Source organism: Streptomyces sp. NPDC060049 (genome assembly GCF_042736715.1).
GTDB lineage: Bacteria > Actinomycetota > Actinomycetes > Streptomycetales > Streptomycetaceae > Streptomyces.
Genome location: NZ_JBHWVV010000029.1, coordinates 36,956 through 51,835, shown reverse-complemented (window position 1 = coordinate 51,835; position 14,880 = coordinate 36,956). Strand labels below are relative to the sequence as shown.

Annotated in this window: 11 protein-coding genes and 1 pseudogene; 4 read left to right on the top strand and 8 right to left on the bottom strand. The window is 72.6% G+C overall.

Features of this window, described 5'->3' with window-relative positions:
• Positions 1 to 35: 35 nt before the first annotated feature.
• The 6 genes from ACFWBY_RS35165 to ACFWBY_RS35140 all read right to left on the bottom strand — a co-directional run bounded on the left by ACFWBY_RS35165 (position 36) and on the right by ACFWBY_RS35140 (position 7,813).
• Positions 36 to 1,034: a DUF5914 domain-containing protein gene (locus tag ACFWBY_RS35165; protein ID WP_385334930.1), complete on the bottom strand. Its 999-nt coding sequence runs from the start codon at positions 1,032 to 1,034 to the stop codon at positions 36 to 38.
• Complete coding sequence (locus ACFWBY_RS35160; RefSeq protein ID WP_385334932.1) at positions 1,031 to 2,014, bottom strand: phytoene/squalene synthase family protein; 984 nt, start codon at positions 2,012 to 2,014, stop codon at positions 1,031 to 1,033. The genes ACFWBY_RS35165 and ACFWBY_RS35160 overlap by 4 nt, the downstream gene beginning before the upstream one ends.
• Complete coding sequence (locus tag ACFWBY_RS35155; protein ID WP_385334934.1) at positions 2,011 to 3,549, bottom strand: phytoene desaturase; 1,539 nt, start codon at positions 3,547 to 3,549, stop codon at positions 2,011 to 2,013. The genes ACFWBY_RS35160 and ACFWBY_RS35155 overlap by 4 nt, the downstream gene beginning before the upstream one ends.
• A complete protein-coding gene (locus tag ACFWBY_RS35150; RefSeq protein ID WP_385334936.1) occupies positions 3,546 to 4,739 on the bottom strand; it encodes a polyprenyl synthetase family protein in 1,194 nt (397 codons plus the stop codon). Before ACFWBY_RS35150 ends, ACFWBY_RS35155 begins: the two co-directional genes overlap by 4 nt.
• A gap of 216 nt (positions 4,740 to 4,955) precedes the next feature.
• The gene (locus ACFWBY_RS35145) at positions 4,956 to 7,064 is read right to left on the bottom strand and encodes an MMPL family transporter (RefSeq protein ID WP_385334938.1); all 2,109 of its coding nucleotides are present in this window, start codon (positions 7,062 to 7,064) and stop codon (positions 4,956 to 4,958) included.
• A gap of 251 nt (positions 7,065 to 7,315) precedes the next feature.
• Positions 7,316 to 7,813 carry a MarR family winged helix-turn-helix transcriptional regulator gene (locus ACFWBY_RS35140; RefSeq protein ID WP_385334940.1) on the bottom strand — a complete coding sequence of 166 codons (498 nt, stop codon included), beginning with the start codon at positions 7,811 to 7,813 and terminating at the stop codon, positions 7,316 to 7,318.
• A 71-nt stretch (positions 7,814 to 7,884) separates the two neighbouring features.
• On the opposite strand from ACFWBY_RS35140, the gene ACFWBY_RS35135 reads away from it, so the two are divergent.
• Positions 7,885 to 8,259 carry a hypothetical protein gene (locus ACFWBY_RS35135; protein ID WP_385334942.1) on the top strand — a complete coding sequence of 125 codons (375 nt, stop codon included), beginning with the start codon at positions 7,885 to 7,887 and terminating at the stop codon, positions 8,257 to 8,259.
• A 974-nt stretch (positions 8,260 to 9,233) separates the two neighbouring features.
• On the top strand, positions 9,234 to 10,670 hold the full coding sequence (locus tag ACFWBY_RS35130; RefSeq protein ID WP_385334944.1) for a lamin tail domain-containing protein: 1,437 nt from the start codon (positions 9,234 to 9,236) through the stop codon (positions 10,668 to 10,670).
• 98 nt (positions 10,671 to 10,768) lie between these two features.
• On the opposite strand, the gene ACFWBY_RS35125 is transcribed toward ACFWBY_RS35130, so the two are convergent.
• Positions 10,769 to 11,008 (bottom strand): hypothetical protein, encoded by a 240-nt coding sequence (locus ACFWBY_RS35125; protein ID WP_385334946.1) that lies wholly within the window; start codon positions 11,006 to 11,008, stop codon positions 10,769 to 10,771.
• A 231-nt stretch (positions 11,009 to 11,239) separates the two neighbouring features.
• On the opposite strand from ACFWBY_RS35125, the pseudogene ACFWBY_RS35120 reads away from it, so the two are divergent.
• Positions 11,240 to 12,103 (top strand): annotated as a pseudogene (locus ACFWBY_RS35120) (peptide-N4-asparagine amidase); the annotation flags it as partial.
• A gap of 951 nt (positions 12,104 to 13,054) precedes the next feature.
• Here ACFWBY_RS35120 and ACFWBY_RS35115 read toward each other — a convergent pair.
• Positions 13,055 to 13,291: a hypothetical protein gene (locus ACFWBY_RS35115; protein ID WP_385334948.1), complete on the bottom strand. Its 237-nt coding sequence runs from the start codon at positions 13,289 to 13,291 to the stop codon at positions 13,055 to 13,057.
• 383 nt (positions 13,292 to 13,674) lie between these two features.
• On the opposite strand from ACFWBY_RS35115, the gene ACFWBY_RS35110 reads away from it, so the two are divergent.
• On the top strand, positions 13,675 to 14,265 hold the full coding sequence (locus ACFWBY_RS35110; protein WP_385334950.1) for a hypothetical protein: 591 nt from the start codon (positions 13,675 to 13,677) through the stop codon (positions 14,263 to 14,265).
• Positions 14,266 to 14,880: the final 615 nt, after the last annotated feature.

Genomic DNA, 14,880 nt, shown 5'->3' with positions numbered 1-14,880 from the left:
TCAGTGGGCTCAGTCGCCTCAGCGGGCTCGGTGGCTCATCCGGGGAAGCGGCCGGTGCTGCGCAGCGCCCAGCGGCGCTCGGCGTAGGCGAGGTCGTCCTGCCAGAGTCGGCCCGCCGCACGCCGCACGAGGGGGCGCAGCAAGGGGGCCGCGGTGCGGGCGAGGGCGAAGCCGGGGCGGTCGGAGGCGGCGATGACGGCTTCGGTGACACGGGTGCGGGGACGGCCGTCGGGGCCGGTCCCCAGGGGGGTGGCGTGGGTTTCGACGACGGAGCCCGTGCCCTCGCCGTCGGTGATGCGCATGACGACGGTGCGGGGGCCGGGCGCGGTGAACTCGGCGATGACGGGCACGACGGCGCGCCGGGTCAGCTTGAAGGACACCCGCACGGCCAGGACGTCGCTCTCGGCGCCGTCGTCGAGGACGGTGAGGTCGACGAAGGAGTACGGGTGGAACCAGGCGCCGTGCCAGGGGTCGAGGCGGTTGGCGACGATGTCCTGCGGCTCGCAGACTCCGGTGCCGCTGTAGACGGCGGTCAGGGAGACGGCTGCGGGTGGACGGTCTGGTACGGCGGGGGCGTCGAGGGGTTCCTCGCCGCCGAGGTCGTCGAGGCGTACCCAGGTGAGGACGCCGTCGTCATGCGCCGGGTAGGGGTTCCAGCCGGCGAAAGGGGTGCCCCGGAGGGCGAGTCCGTGCCAGGGACAGACCAGGGTGCCGCAGCGGACGGGGGCCCGGGCCAGCGCGGCACCCAGGTGCGGGCAGGCGCCCGGGCCGGCGACGAACGCGCCGTCGCCGTCGCGCCAGGCCACGATCTCGGTGCCTTCGACGGTGTGGCCGCTGCCGGCGTCCGGTCGGACGTCGGCGCTGGGACCGAGGACGTACCAGTTGCCGGAGGGACGGGCCTGCGCGCGTTTGAGGGCGGCGTCGATGAGCCGGGGTGAGGCCGCCTGCCACGTCGGTTCCTGCCGGTGCCAGGCCACCGGGTCGCGGCGCAGGCTGAGCGGGAGGCGACGGCGGCGAGGGGTGCGCGGGCTCATGGGGACGGCTCCTCGAAGACGGGCGGGACGGAGGTTCCCCGGGCCGGGCGCGTCGTCAGGCGGGCTTTCGCGATCTTGGCGAGGCCCGCCGCCGCGACGGCCGCCCGGCGGGTGAGGGGGACCGAGGAGCGGTGGTGGACGCTGGCGTAGCCGTCGCGGGCTACGGCGTCGAGGATCTCCCCGTAGAGGACGAAGGCGGTGCGGACGCAGGGCCGCGAGACGGGTTCGAGCATGTCCAGACCTGGGCGTGCCGCCGTGTAGAAGCGCCGGGCGAGGTCCGCGGCGCAGTGCAGGGCGCGGGTGATGCGGGGGTCGGGCCGGCCGGTGCGTCTGCTCCAGAGCAGCAGTTCCCGGTCCACGCCGTCGGCGGCGAGGAGGTCGGCGGGCAGGTAGACGCGGTCGCGGTCGAGGTCTTCGCCGACGTCGCGGATGAAGTTGGTGAGCTGGAACGCCTCGCCGAGCGCGCCGGCGTACGGAGCGGCCTCGCCCAGCGGGGTGGTGTGGCCCAGTACGGGGAGCATCTGGAGGCCGATGACGGCGGCGGAGCCGTGCATGTACGCGCGCAGCGCCTCCAGCGTGTCGTAGTCCGTGACGGTGAGGTCGCTGCGCATGGAGGTGAGGAAGTCGTCGAAGTGGCGGTGGGGGATGCGGTAGCGGCGCGCGGTGTGGGCGACGGCCGTGACGACGGGCCGGCAGCCCGGGCCGCCGTTCATCGCCGTGCGGAGGTCGTGCGAGAGGGCCTGGAGGCGCAGGGCGCGGTCCGCGGGGCCGGCGGGGGCCGTCAGGTCGTCGACGATGTCGTCGGCGAGCCGGGCGAACGCGTAGAGGGCGTGCACGGCGGGACGGCGTGCGGCGGGCAGCAGGCGCGTGGCGAGGAAGTACGTCTTGCCGTGCCGGGCGTTGAGGCGGCGGCACCGCTCGAAGGCGGCGCGCAGGGCGGGATCGGTGATGGCGGCGGCGTCGAGCTCACGTCGGGTCACGCGGGGCCGTCCTTCGTCGCTGCGGAGAGGGTCCGCGCGGCCCGGTGACGGACGCCGGGCAGACCGGTGACGCGGGCGGCGGCGAGGCGGCCGGAGATCAGGACGGTGGGGACGCCGACTCCCGGGGTGGTGCCGCATCCGGCGAGAACGGCGTTGGCGGTGCCGCGCACGAGGTTGCGGGGACGGAAGGGGCCGGTCTGGGGGAAGGTGTGGGCGACGGAGAAGGGAGTCCCGGCGGCGTGGCCTTGCGCGGTCCAGTCGGCGGGGGTGACGAGGACCTCCGTGTCGATGGCGTCCTCGAAGCCGGTCAGGCCGCGCCGCTCGAGCTCGCGCAGCAGGCTGTCGCGGTAGCGGGGGCCGAGGTCGCTCCAGGCGGCGGCCGAGGGGCCGACCTCGGTGTTGGGACAGGGCGCGAGCACGTAGTGGGTGTGCCGGCCGGGAGGGGCGAGGCTCGGGTCGGTGGCGGTGGGCCGGGTGAGGAGCAGGGACGGGTCGCTCATCAGCCGTCCGGTGCGGGTGAGTTCGTGGAAGGTCTGCTTCCAGGCGGTTCCGAAGGAGATCGTGTGGTGACCCAGTTCGGGCCAGGTTCGGTCGGTGCCGGCGTGCAGGACGACGGCCGACGGGGAGTGTCGCAGGGCGAGCGGACGGCGCGGGCGGACGCCGAGCAGCCGGTAGGCGACGGGCAGGTCGGGAGTGAGGACGACCGCGTCGCAGGGGATGCGCTGCTCGTCGGTGACGACCGCGGTGATCCGGTCGCCGGTGCGCTCCAGGCGGGTGACCGTCTGCCCGTGGAGGAGGGTGGCGCCCGCGTCGGCCGCCGCCGCGGACAGCGCGGCGGGTACGGCGTGCATGCCGCCTTCGGGGAAGTACACCCCGGCGACGGTGTCCATGTAGGCGATGACGGCGTAGGCGGCGAGGGCGCGGGCCGGTGGGACGCCTGCGTAGAGGGCCTGGAAGGTGAAGACGCGCTGGAGCCGTTCGTCGGTGATGAAACGGCCGATCTTCGGCTGGAGACGGCCGAATCCGCCCAGGGCGGCGAGCCGGGCCAGGTCCGGGTGCAGGAGTGAGAGGGGCGAGTCGAAGTTGGCCTCGATGAAGCGGCTCATCTGCGCCCGGTAGAGGTCGTGCAGCCATGGGCGCAGTCGTCGGTAGCCGGCCGCTTCCCGGCCTCCGGCGAAGCGTTCGATCTCCGCCTCCATGGCCTGGGCGTCCGTGTGGACGTCGAGGCTGCTGCCGTCCGCGAACCGGGCGCGGTAGGCGGGGTGGAGCGGGTGCAGGGTGAGCCGGTCGGTCATCTTCTGGCCGACCGCGGCGAAGGCCTCCTCCAGCAGGTGCGGCATGGTGAGGACGGTGGGGCCGGTGTCGAAGCGGTAGCCGCCGCGCTCGATGAGGCCGGCCCGCCCGCCGGGCCGGGGCTCGCGTTCGACGAGGGTGACGCGGCGGCCCGCGCCGAGGAGGTGGAGGGCGGCGGAGAGGCCCGCCAGGCCGGCTCCGACGACCACGACGTGATCGGTCCTCCCGCTGACCGTTCTCATCGGGCGCCTCCCGGGCGGTCGGCCGTCGCGCCGGTGGCGGCTTGCTGTCGCGGGGGCGAGGCGACTTGGTGGAGCAGTTCGGCGAGGCGCTCGGCGGCGGGGCCGCGCAGGCGTGCCGCGGTGAGGTGGCGCTCGGCTTCGCGTGCCAGGCGCTCGATGCGCCGTTCGACCCGGGCCGGGGCGCCGGTGGCCCGCAGGGCTTCGCGGGCCTCGGACAGGGCGGAGCGGGAGAGGTCGGTACTCCCCCGGCAGTCCCGCAGGAGGTCGATGACGGCGGTGGCGCCGGTGGCGCGGGCCCGCGAGTGGGCCAGGGCTAGGAGGTACGTCGCCTTGCCGGAGCGGATGTCGTCCCCCGAGGGCTTACCGGTGACCTCGGGATCGCCGAACACGCCGAGGAGGTCGTCGCGCAGTTGGAAGGCGATGCCGGCGCACCGGCCGGCGGCGGTCAGGGCACGGACGGTGGCGTCGTCGCCGCCGGCCAGGGCGGCGCCCAGGGCCAGGGGCCGTTCCACGGTGTAGCGGGCCGTCTTCAGGCAGACGGTGCGAATGGCCCGGACGGCCGAGCGGGAGGAGGTCGCCTGGCCGTGGAGGTCCAGGTACTGCCCGGCGATCATCTCCGTCCGCATGGCCCGCCAGATCCGCAGGACCTCCGCGCGTACCGCCGCTTCGAGGTCGGCTCCGGCGACCAGGTCGTCCGCCCACGACAGCGCGAGGTCCCCGGCGAGGACGGCGGTCGACTGCGCGAAGGCCGACGCACCGGATTCTCGGGCGGTCGCGGGGTACTGGAGCGCGATCTGTGCGTGGAAGGAGGGCCTGCCGCGGCGTACCGCCGATCGGTCCATGACGTCGTCGTGGATCAGGGCGCAGCTCTGGATCAGTTCGAGGGCGGCTGCGATGCGCAGGGCCGCGGGCGCTTGCGGGTCCGTGCCGCCGCACGCCCGCATGGCCCACCAGAGGAACCGGGGCCGGATCCGTGAGCCGCCGCCGAGGGTGTACGCGGCGAGCCGCTGCGCGACGTCGGCGGCGAAGACGGGGTCGAGCGAACGGCCGAGTGCGACGAACTCCTCGCAGTACGACTCCAGTTCGCGGTTGACGGCGCCGGTCACGTCGGTATCGACGGCGGTCACGGAGACGGCTGGGGGCGCATCCGCGCCCTCGCGTCCGGGGGTGGTGGCGGGATGTCGCGTCACCGGCTCCGTGTGCATTCGGTCCTCCGTGTCGTGAAGTGGCGTCTGCCGCCTGTTTCGCGCTCACAGGGCGGACGGATGCACTCGGCCGCGTTCCCATGCCCCCGCCAGCTATGCGTCCCCCGCGGGGCGGGCGGCTCAGACAGCGCGGCCCGCCGATCCACCCGATGGGTGCAGCAAGCGCCGCCGCCCTCGGTGCGGCGGGCGGCAGTCGGTCCGTCAGTCCGCCTCGTGCCGGATGCCGTCCGGGACGCGGCTGAGGCTGCCGGGCCACCAGGCGGCCGGGCCGATGTCCCGGACGAGCGCCGGCACCAGGAGGGAGCGGACGACGAGGGTGTCCAGGAGGACGCCGAAGGCGACGATGAAGGCGATCTGCAGCATGAACGCCAGCGGAATGACTCCGAGCGCCGCGAACGTGGCGGCCAGGACGACGCCCGCGGAGGTGATCACGCCGCCGGTGGCGACCAGCCCGCGCAGCACGCCCTGGCGGGTGCCGTGGCGCAGTGACTCCTCACGCACGCGGGACATCAGGAAGATGTTGTAGTCGACGCCGAGTGCCACGAGGAAGACGAAGCCGTACAGGGGTACGGAGGAGTCGGTTCCGCTGAACCCGAGGAGCTGCTGGAACACGACCGCGGAGACCCCCAAGGTGGCCACAAAGCTCAGGGCGACGGTGGCGACGAGGAGCACGGGCATCAGCAGTGAGCGCAGCAGCCCGACGAGGATGACCAGGATGATGAGGAGGACGACCGGGATGATGAGGGTTCGGTCGTGCTCGGCCGTGCGCTGGGTGTCGTACTGCTGCGCGGTGTACCCGCCGACGATGGCGTCGGCGTCGGGTACGGCGTGGACGGCTTGGCGCAGGCGGACGACGGCCTGCTGGGCGGCATTGCTGTCGGCGGTGGCATCGAGGGTGGCGTCGAGGCGGACGCGCCCGTCGGCGACCAGCGGGGCTCCTCCGGGCGGGCCCGGCTCGGTGACCGGCGCGACGCCCGCGATGCCTTCGGTCCGCTCGGCCGCTCGTACGACCTCGGCGAGCTGCTCCTCGTTGGCGATCACCACCGCGGGGTTGCCGGACCCTCCGGGGAAGTGCCTGCCCAGGACCTGCTGGGCGGCGACCGACGGGGCGTCGTTCACGAAGATCTCGTCGAGCGGGACACCCTTCGCGTTGAGCGTGGGGGCGAACGCGGCGCAGGCCAGGAGCGCCGCCAGGCTGACCGCCCACACCGTGCGCGCCCGTCGGTCCACGGTGGCCGCGATGGTCTCCCAGATTCCGTGGCCGGTGCCCTTGCCCCGGCCGTGGTCCAGCCTCGCGGGCCAGTAGGCGCCGCGGCCGAGCAGGACGAGGGCGGCGGGCAGGAAGGTGAGGGTGCTCATGACCGCGCACAGGATGCCGATGGCGCCGACGGGGCCGAGTGCGCGGTTGTTGGTGAGGTCGCTCAGCAGCAGGGCGAGCAGGCCGAGCGCCACGGTCGCCGCGCTCGCCGTGATGGGGCCGGCGGACCGGCGCAGTGCCGCGCGTACGGCCGCGAACCGGTCCTCCCGGGCTTGTAGTTCCTCACGGAAGCGAGCGGTGAGCAGCAGGGCGTAGTCGGTGGCCGCGCCGATGACGAGGATCGACAGGATGCCCTGCACTTGCCCGTCGACGCGGACGATGTCGTGGTCGGCCAGCACGTAGACGATGGCGCAGGCGAGCGCGAGGGAGAACACGGCGCCGGTGATGATCACCAGGGGAAGCAGGACGCTGCGGTAGACCAGGAGCAGGATCAGCAGGACGGCGACCAGGGCCACCGCGAGCAGGAGGCCGTCGATGCCGGCGAAGGCGTCCGTGAGGTCGGCTTGCGTCGCGGCGGGTCCGGCCAGTTGCACGGTGCTTCCGGGCACCTGGCCGGCAGCGGCCGCCACCGCCTTCAGGGCGCCGGGCAGCTCCTCGCCGAGGTCGGGCTTCAGCTGGACGACGCCCTGCAGCGCGCGGCCGTCGGCGGAGAGCACGGCGGGAGAGGACGGGCCCGTCACGGAACCCGTGCCGTCGAGGCCGGCCAGTGCGCGCGTGGCCTTCTCCTGCTGTGGGGGCCCCAGCACGTCACCGGGGTGCTCGGCCGTCCAGACGACGACGGCGGGCAGGCTCTCGTTCTGCCGGAAGGCCCCCAGTGCCTCGACGACCTGGGTGGACTCGGCGCTGCGGGGCAGGAACGCGGCCTGGTCGTTCGTGGAGACCTCGCCGAGTTTCCCGGCGTACGGTCCCAGGCCGCCTCCGACCAAGAGCCAGGCGATCAGCAGGACGACGGGAACGAGCCACCGGGTGAGCCGTGGTGAGGGTGCGGACATGACGCTCCTGTGGACTAGGACTCATCTCGATGATGAAGAATCTCAATAATTGAAAGAGATTAGATCACGGCGGAATCGCGGTCGGCGCGGTGCCCATCGGCCGGTGGAGGGCTCCCCGCCCCGCCCTCACCTGAGGGGGAAGGGGCGTACCCCGTCCTTCATCTCCGGGGCGGCGATCGGATGCACCCGGATGCCCACCCGGGGACTTCCGGGGACTTCCGGGCCGCGGGTCCGGGGCGGATCCGGGGGATTCAGCGCCGAGGGGGACGTACGCCGCCGAGCTCGGTGCTGACGGCGGCCAGGAACCGCAGGGCGATCGCCAGCTCCTCCTGGCTGAACTGCCCCAAGGCCGTGTCGGTCGCTGCGGCCAGCGGCATGAAGTACGAGCGCGCCGCCGCCCGGGCGTCGGCGGCGTACCGCACGTGCACGACGCGGCGGTCCGCGGCGTCCCGGGTCCGGGTGACGTGTCCGGCGCGCTCCAGCCGGTCCAGGCAGGCGGTGACGGCGCCCGAGGTGAGGCCCAGGTGCTCGCGCAGCATTCCCGGCGTGAGGGGGTCGGCGCTGTCGAGGATGGCGGAGAGGGCTTGTACGTCCGTCGGGTGCAGCCCCTGTCCGTGCGCGAAGCCGTGGACCACGCGGTTGATCTCGCCGTTCAGCCGCCTCAGCTGTACCGCGAACGCCTGGAGGCCCACCTCGCCGTCCCCGTCCGGGGTGCCTCCGCCGGACTTCCGCTCACTCGTACTGGCCATCGGGCCAGCGTATAGAAGCATTCCGGGCCGGCCGCCCCGGGTCGGTCGGCGCCGACGGCAAGGACTCGGCCGTGGCGAAGTTCGCCGGGGTGCCCGCCCGGCTGCACGAGAACGCGCGGTTCGGCTATCTCGCGCGCTACCGCGGCCTTCCGCTGCACGGCGGGATCGGCCAGACGTGGTTCCTCGAACCCGACATGGCGTACGCGTTTCCCGACGACGACGGGGTGACGGTCATCGCGGTGCTCCCGGACAAGAAGCGCCTGCCCGCCTTCCGGGAAGACCTGGAGGGCAGTTTCTCCGCGTTCGTCCGCACCCTGCCCGAGGCGCCGCCCATCGACGCTGCCGAGCCGAGCGCATCACGAAGATCACCGGCGCCGTCAACTACCCGCTCCACAGCCGCAAACCGGCCTCACCGGGCCTCGCGCTCATCGGCGACGCCGCCCTGACCGGCGATCCCCTGTGGGGAGTGGGATGCGGGTGGGCCCTGCAGTCCGCTCAATGGCTGGCCGAGGCGGTCGCCTCGACCCGCGAACGGCCGGGGCGACCTCGACAGGTCGCTCGCGAGGTACGCCCGCCTGCACCGGCGCCGGCTGCGCGGCCACCAGTACCTGGCCGCCGACTTCGCCAAGGCCCGTCCGTTCGATCCCGTGGAGCGCCTGATGTTCTCCGCGGCGGCGCGTGACGCCTCGTCGGCGCGGCACATGCACCTCTTCGCGTCCCGCCTGATCGGGCCGCCGCGTTTTCTGAACCTCCTGTCCCTGGCCAGGGCTTCGGCCGTCAACGTCAGGCATCGGCGGACGACCGAGCCGCCCGCACACCTGACACGCACAGGATCATGACCGGCTGTCGCCGCCACGTACGGGAACACGCCGGGCGGCAGCCCTTCCGGCAACGCACCGGTGACCGGGCCCGCCCGAAGGCCTCCATGGCGTCAGGCCAACCACGGGCCCGGCTTCCGGAGTTGAACGGGAGAAATCCATCCGCACCACGTTTGTCCCGCCCGGGTCGGGTCACACGCGTGGACAGAGGAGCTCACGGCCGAACCTTGGCGGGGCTCCCCGGCCCGAGCGGCGCAGCGGCACGATCGCCGGCGCGGCCCGGGCCGCCGGCACCAACCGACTGCCGTTCGGGATCCGCGCGGCACCCGGGCGTCCAAGGCCCCGGCCTCCTCCCCGGCCGGGGCACGGACCGCACACCCGGCAAGCCCCCGGCGACGGCGCTCGGACCGCCGTTCCCGGGCCGCGGACCCCGGCGGCAGCCGCCGGGCCGTCTCTTTCGGATCTCGCAGGGCACCGCCCCGCGCGGCACGCGTCGCGTTCCGCCGCCGTTCACGACCCGCCCATCTCCCGGAGGGCGCGCATTCGGACCGGGCCGCCACTCTCAGGCGGCCCCGACCACGACGATCCCCGGGAAGTACACCGTGACCGCATCGCGACGCACCCCCCGCCCGCGCCCCGCCCGCACCCTCGCCCTCCGGACCGCCGCCGCCCCGGCCTTGGCCGTCCTCGCCGCCCTGACGGCCGCGCCCGCCCACGCCGCGCCGGCCGACGACGTCCGCGTCAACGAGGTGGTGACCACCGGCGACGTCGACGACTCGATCGAGCTGTACAACAAGGGCACCGGCCCCGTCGACCTCTCCGGCTGGATCCTCAAGGACGACAGCAGCAGCTCGAAGTACAAGATCGCCTCCGGCACCACCCTCGCCCCCGGCGCCTTCCGGGCCTTCGACGTCCACTCCTCCTTCGGCCTCGGCTCCTCCGACAAGGCGCGCCTGTACCTCCCGGACGGCAGCACGCTCGTCGACAGTTTCACCTGGAGCAAGCACTCCGCGCCCTCTTGGTCGCGCTGCCCCGACGGCACGGGCGCCTTCAAAACCGCCGCACTCACCCTCGGCGCCGCCAACGACTGCGGCAGCGGCCCCGGCGACGGCGGAACCTCCCCCGTCGCCTGGCCCGGCGGCTCCTCCGTATCCACCGCCGACGCCCCGAACGTCTTCGGCCAGGACCTCAGCGGCCTCCACCAGGACGGCTCCGTGATGTGGGGCGCCCAGAACTCCGGCAAGCTCTGGCGCCTCGTCAAGGACGGCTCGGGAGGCTGGACCCCTGACACCGCCGGAGGCTGGTCGGCCGGAAAGACGCTGCGCTTCCCCGGCGGCTCCGGCACTCCCGACAGCGAGGGCGTCACCGTCACGGGTGCGGGCGCCCCGGCCGGGGTGTACGTCTCCAGCGAGCGCGACGCCGGCTCCTCCGGCACCAGCCGGCTGTCCGTCCTGCGCTACGACGTGAGCGGTACGGCCACCACCCTCACCGCGGGCAAGGAGTGGAACCTGACCTCCGACCTCCCCGCCGTCGGCTCCAACCTCGGCCTCGAGGCGCTCACCTGGGTGCCCGACGGCTACCTGACCGGCGCCGGCTTCAAGGACGCGTCGACCGGGGCGGCGTACGATCCGGCCCGATACGGCGCCCACACCGGCGGGGTGTTCTTCGTCGGCGTCGAGGGCACCGGCACGATCCACGGCTACGTCCTCGCGGACTCGGGCACGTACACCCGCGTCGCCTCCTTCAGCAGCGGCATGGCCGGGGTCATGGAACTGCGGTGGGAGCCGCAGGCCGACCGCCTGTGGGCCGTCTGCGACGACACCTGCTCCGGTCAGCACCGCACTCTGCGGGTCGGCGCCTCCGGAACCTTCGCCACCACCGCCGTCTTCAACCGTCCCAGCGGCATGTCCGACCTCAACAACGAGGGCTTCTCGATCGCCCCTGCCACCGAATGCGTCGCCGGCACCAAGCCCGTCTACTGGTCCGACGACAGCAACACGAGCGGCCACGCGCTCCGCAGGGGCACCATCACCTGCTGACCGGTACCGCCCGAGGCCCTAGGTCGCGCCAACGCCGCGGGGGCGGCGGACATCGCTGTCCGTCCGCCCCCGCGCGCGCCGGCCCGGACCGGTCGTCCTCAGTTGGCGCCGAGGTGGGCGCCCTTGACCCACTCCGCTTCGCCTCCCTTCGCGCAGGACGAGGTGTAGACGGGCCCGAACGACGCCGGGACCGCGGCCGCGGAGGAGCAGTGGGACGAGAAGGCCTTGTGACCGCCCGAGAAGTAGTCGATGTCGACACCGTCGTTGGCCAGGGCGGCGCCGGCGCCACCCAGCAGGATGCCGGCGGCGAGGACGGAGGCGGTCACAGCAGAACGCATGCGCATGGAATTCCCCTAAGGATCTACGGAACGACGCGCCGGTGGATGGGTGCGTCGGCCGGTTCAACAGTCGGACCGAACCGACGGGAACGGTCGTTCACTCCAACGCCGCGGCAGTATCGTTTCGGCTGCGCTCGAGGCACGTCGCGGGCCAAGGGACGGCCCGGATCCGGTCAGGGCGGACGCAGCGCCCTGGTGTCCGCGCACGGGGCCGCGTTTGACTGCGGCGCCATGAGACGACACAGGATCATGGGCGCGCTCGGCGCGCTGACCCTCGCCGCGGCCGCCCCGGCCACCGCGGGTCCGGCAGCCGCGGCCGAGCCGGGCTGGGCGCTCGCGACGGCCGCCCCCGCCCCGGCCCTACCCGGGACACAACCCCCGCCCGCCGAGTTCGGAACGGACTGGCACGATCCGCTCACCCCCGCGCCGACCGTGGCATGCCCCTCGACGCGGTCCTGCCAAGTGACCCTGGTCGAGGCGCAGTTCCGCGACTTCACCCCCTACCAGGGCAGCTACGTACCGCCCACCGCCTGCGGAACCGCCGACTGGGCGAAGGTGGTGCTCCGGCTCGACGGCAAGGTCAAGGGCCGCCAGTTCGACCGCCTCGGCCACCTCGCCCTCGGCGGCGCGGAGATCTTCCGCACCTCCACCCCCGAGCCCTCGCCGGACGGCATCGCGTGGTCCGTCGAGAAGGACGTCACCCACTACCGCGACACCTTCAGCCGACCGCAGCCCGTCGACATGCTCATCGGCAACGTCGTCGACGACACCTACACCGGTGTCATCGACGTCAAGGTCACCGCGACCTTCTACGCGGCCGAAGGACGGCCCGGCCCCAGCCGCCCCGACCCCAGCCGCCCCGGGCACACACCGGACCGCGTCGTCCCGCTCACCAGCCCGGCCGTCACCCTGCCGCACAACTCCGAACAGCTCCTCGCCGAGGTCTACGCCACGGGCTCCGGCGGCGGCTGCGAGGAGTACTGGTACATGACGGCCCCGGACCCCGCCCCGTACTCGTGCAAGGCGGCGGACGGCCCGTACCGCGAAGTCCGGATCTCCGTCGACGGCCGCCTCGCCGGCATCGCGGCGCCCTTCCGCCCAGCAGGTCCTCCCCGCAGATGCGGGGGTGTCCCGGTGTCGAGGCGGGACCTGGGCGAAGGGCTTGAGTCCTCCCCGCCGCTGTTCGCCAGACGCCGAGCACGCCCCGCACCGACCCAGCCCTCATTCGGAGTGCCTGGATCGCCTTTGGCGCTGGCATCCGGGCAGGTCTTCTGCACAGGGCGACCGCAGTAGCCGTTCGGCAGGGCCTGGGTCGCGCGGTCGAGTCGCCGCTTGGCCGAAGTCTCCTCGACCAAGGGACCGTCGGAATCGACGGTGACGCTCTCGCCCTTGATGTTGACCTTGCGAGCCTTCTCCCAGTGCCGGCGGACCGTGGTGTCGTGCAGCCGGGCATAGTGTGCGGTCATCTCGCCGGAGGAGTGATCAAGCAGGACACGTACGCCCTCTTGCGGGCCGTCCCGGTTGATCAGCCTGTTTCCAAAGTTGTGGCGCCGTTAATGGGGTGTCAGGTGAACCGCGCTGCCTTGCTCGTCGCGGACGTCGCACCGTTCCAGCCAGACGGCGAGCTGCCCGCGACAGGAGTGTGCGGTCAGTGGTCGGGTGCCGTCGGGGTTCATCCGCGGGGCGGGAACAGTCGGCGGCTGCCGTCGGGCCGGCGTTCCAGGACGCGGTTCTGCTGGGCGTTGATCTGGCCCTCAACCTCCTCGTCGAGGGGGACCAGGGCCTCGCGCTTAATCTTCCGGTTGAGGAGGGCCCGTGGGGGCTATGAGCCGCTTCCTCCACGGAGTAGACGTTCCCGCACGCTGTCGGCCTCGGCAGCATGATCGCGGACGGGGCGCGTCGTGGCCTCTTTGGCTTGAGGAGGGCCCGGAGATGGCCGGACGGAGATCAGGTACACCTCAGAGGATTCGAGATTGGCCCCGTCCTTCTCCAGGTTGCGCCCGCGCGCCCTGATCTGGACCTCGTACCACCCGGGACCATCGGCGCTCAGGACGGGGAGGTCGTCGTGAGCGCCGTGGACGAGTGACTCGACGCGAAGGCTGCCAGCCGGTGCCCAGAGGAGCGCGCGGGCTGTCTCTTCGCAGGATGCGTCAGGACGATGGCTCCTTGCACCATAGGGGCGAGCAGGCCGTCTGACCAGTCAGCGGTTTCGATCGGCACTTCGCCGGCGTCAAGGACGCCGAAGCTACCTTCGTTGACGAAGATCCTGGCTGCCGAGGTCATCGACCGCTCCCCTCTCCAAGGCGGTGCTCGGATTCCAACGGGAGAACGTTACTTGAGAGGCCGGTCAACCGCTGGAGATGAGGCGAAGAGCTGCCACACCCCCAGTGCTAGTTGGCCGATCTACCTGACGGCGACGCGGAAGGGATCATTTTCCAGAACCCGTTCGCGTCGGAAGAACTGGGTGTTCGTTCCGCCCTGTGAGTTGTTGTCGCCTTCCGCGATCATGCAGACGCTCACCCCTGTGGGGCCCGTGCCCGACGGGATGCCCGTGAAGCTGCATCCGCTCTGCGTACGCCGGGTTCCTCCCGCGTTGAGACCCTGGTGGGAGGTGGCGATGGGGTACTCGTCGCAGGACTTTCCGGGGATGCTGGGAGCCCGTCTGGTTGGCCCTGGACGAGCTGGACGCGGCCGAGACCGGCGCCGTCGGTTTCCGTGGTGTGGACGGCGAGCCGAGGAACGTCATCTTCGCGTCCACGGGACTCAAGCCCCAGATCGTGATGAGCCAGGTCATCGACGGCGCGATCGAGATCGTGGAACACGGCGATACCTGCTTGGTTTACGACCGACCGCTGACAGACGCCGGCCTGACGTGGGGCGACCTCGTCGACTGGTGGCGTGAGCAGAACGGCATGACCGGAGCGGACGACCGCACTGTGGCCGTGTCGCTGTACGAGCGGTTGAAGGCGTCTCTGGGGTCGGACGCTGAGCGCTTCCTCTTCCACGCCTTCAGCGGTCGGTACGCGGACCGGGCCGCCATGCAGCAGCCCGCTCTGCTGCCCAAGGTGTACCTGCACTTCGACCCGCTCACCGAGCGACAGCGCCGGGCTCTCAACAAGCCGCGCCGACTGGCGCGGGAGCGAATGGACTTCCTGCTTCTCCTGCCCGGCGGTGTTCGGATCGTGATCGAAGTCGACGGCAGGCACCACTACGCGCGGGAGACACCACCCGGTTCCAATACTCCAGCCGGACTTTGATGTTTTGCCTGGTCAACGGCCTGGGTGTGGGGAGTGTAGCGGGGTGGTTCCGGAAGCGGGACGGGTTCGCGTGGGCCCCGTCCCGCGAACGGGTGGCCGCGGTGTGTAGTGACATCGGGCTGGACAGCCACTCGGTGTGATTGATGACGTGCCCGCCAACGAGTGGGACCAGGAACTGGAAGAACTCTTCCTGCAGTTCGGGCACCGCTGCTCGCGTGTCGAGCCGCGAGGCCGAATGCGGGATTACGTTCGTGGTCTGCTCGGCCCGGTGGGCCGCAATAACTCCTGGCAACGGCTGCCGGGCCACGGCCCGCCCGCGGGGGTCGACGCGACATGTCGGGACGTGGCCCTCAAGGATGCCGGTAGGCGACGCCGGCTCACGACGGACGGCCGGCCCACGACGGACGCCGGCCGGGCGGGCAGGCCCCCCTCGTCGCAGGAACCCTAGGGGTTTCCCCAATGCTGCCGTGGTCCGGCGGTACGCAGACTGCTGACGTGCGCAGGGGAGATCCCGTGGCGGAACCGCGACGGGGCCCGCGAGCGGCCTGGGCGCGAGTGCAACGCCCATCAGGCAGCGGAGCATCCCCTAGCCACCCCACCCAGGAAAGGACATCC

Excerpts from the sequence above, each read along its gene's own strand:
- ACFWBY_RS35140 (WP_385334940.1), bottom strand. The coding sequence starts at position 7,813 with ATGGCCAGTACGAGTGAGCGGAAGTCCGGCGGAGGCACCCCGGACGGG.
- ACFWBY_RS35165 (WP_385334930.1), bottom strand. The coding sequence starts at position 1,034 with ATGAGCCCGCGCACCCCTCGCCGCCGTCGCCTCCCGCTCAGCCTGCGC.
- ACFWBY_RS35115 (WP_385334948.1), bottom strand. The coding sequence starts at position 13,291 with ATGACCTCGGCAGCCAGGATCTTCGTCAACGAAGGTAGCTTCGGCGTC.
- ACFWBY_RS35125 (WP_385334946.1), bottom strand. The coding sequence starts at position 11,008 with ATGCGTTCTGCTGTGACCGCCTCCGTCCTCGCCGCCGGCATCCTGCTG.
- ACFWBY_RS35155 (WP_385334934.1), bottom strand. The coding sequence starts at position 3,549 with ATGAGAACGGTCAGCGGGAGGACCGATCACGTCGTGGTCGTCGGAGCC.
- ACFWBY_RS35145 (WP_385334938.1), bottom strand. The coding sequence starts at position 7,064 with ATGTCCGCACCCTCACCACGGCTCACCCGGTGGCTCGTTCCCGTCGTC.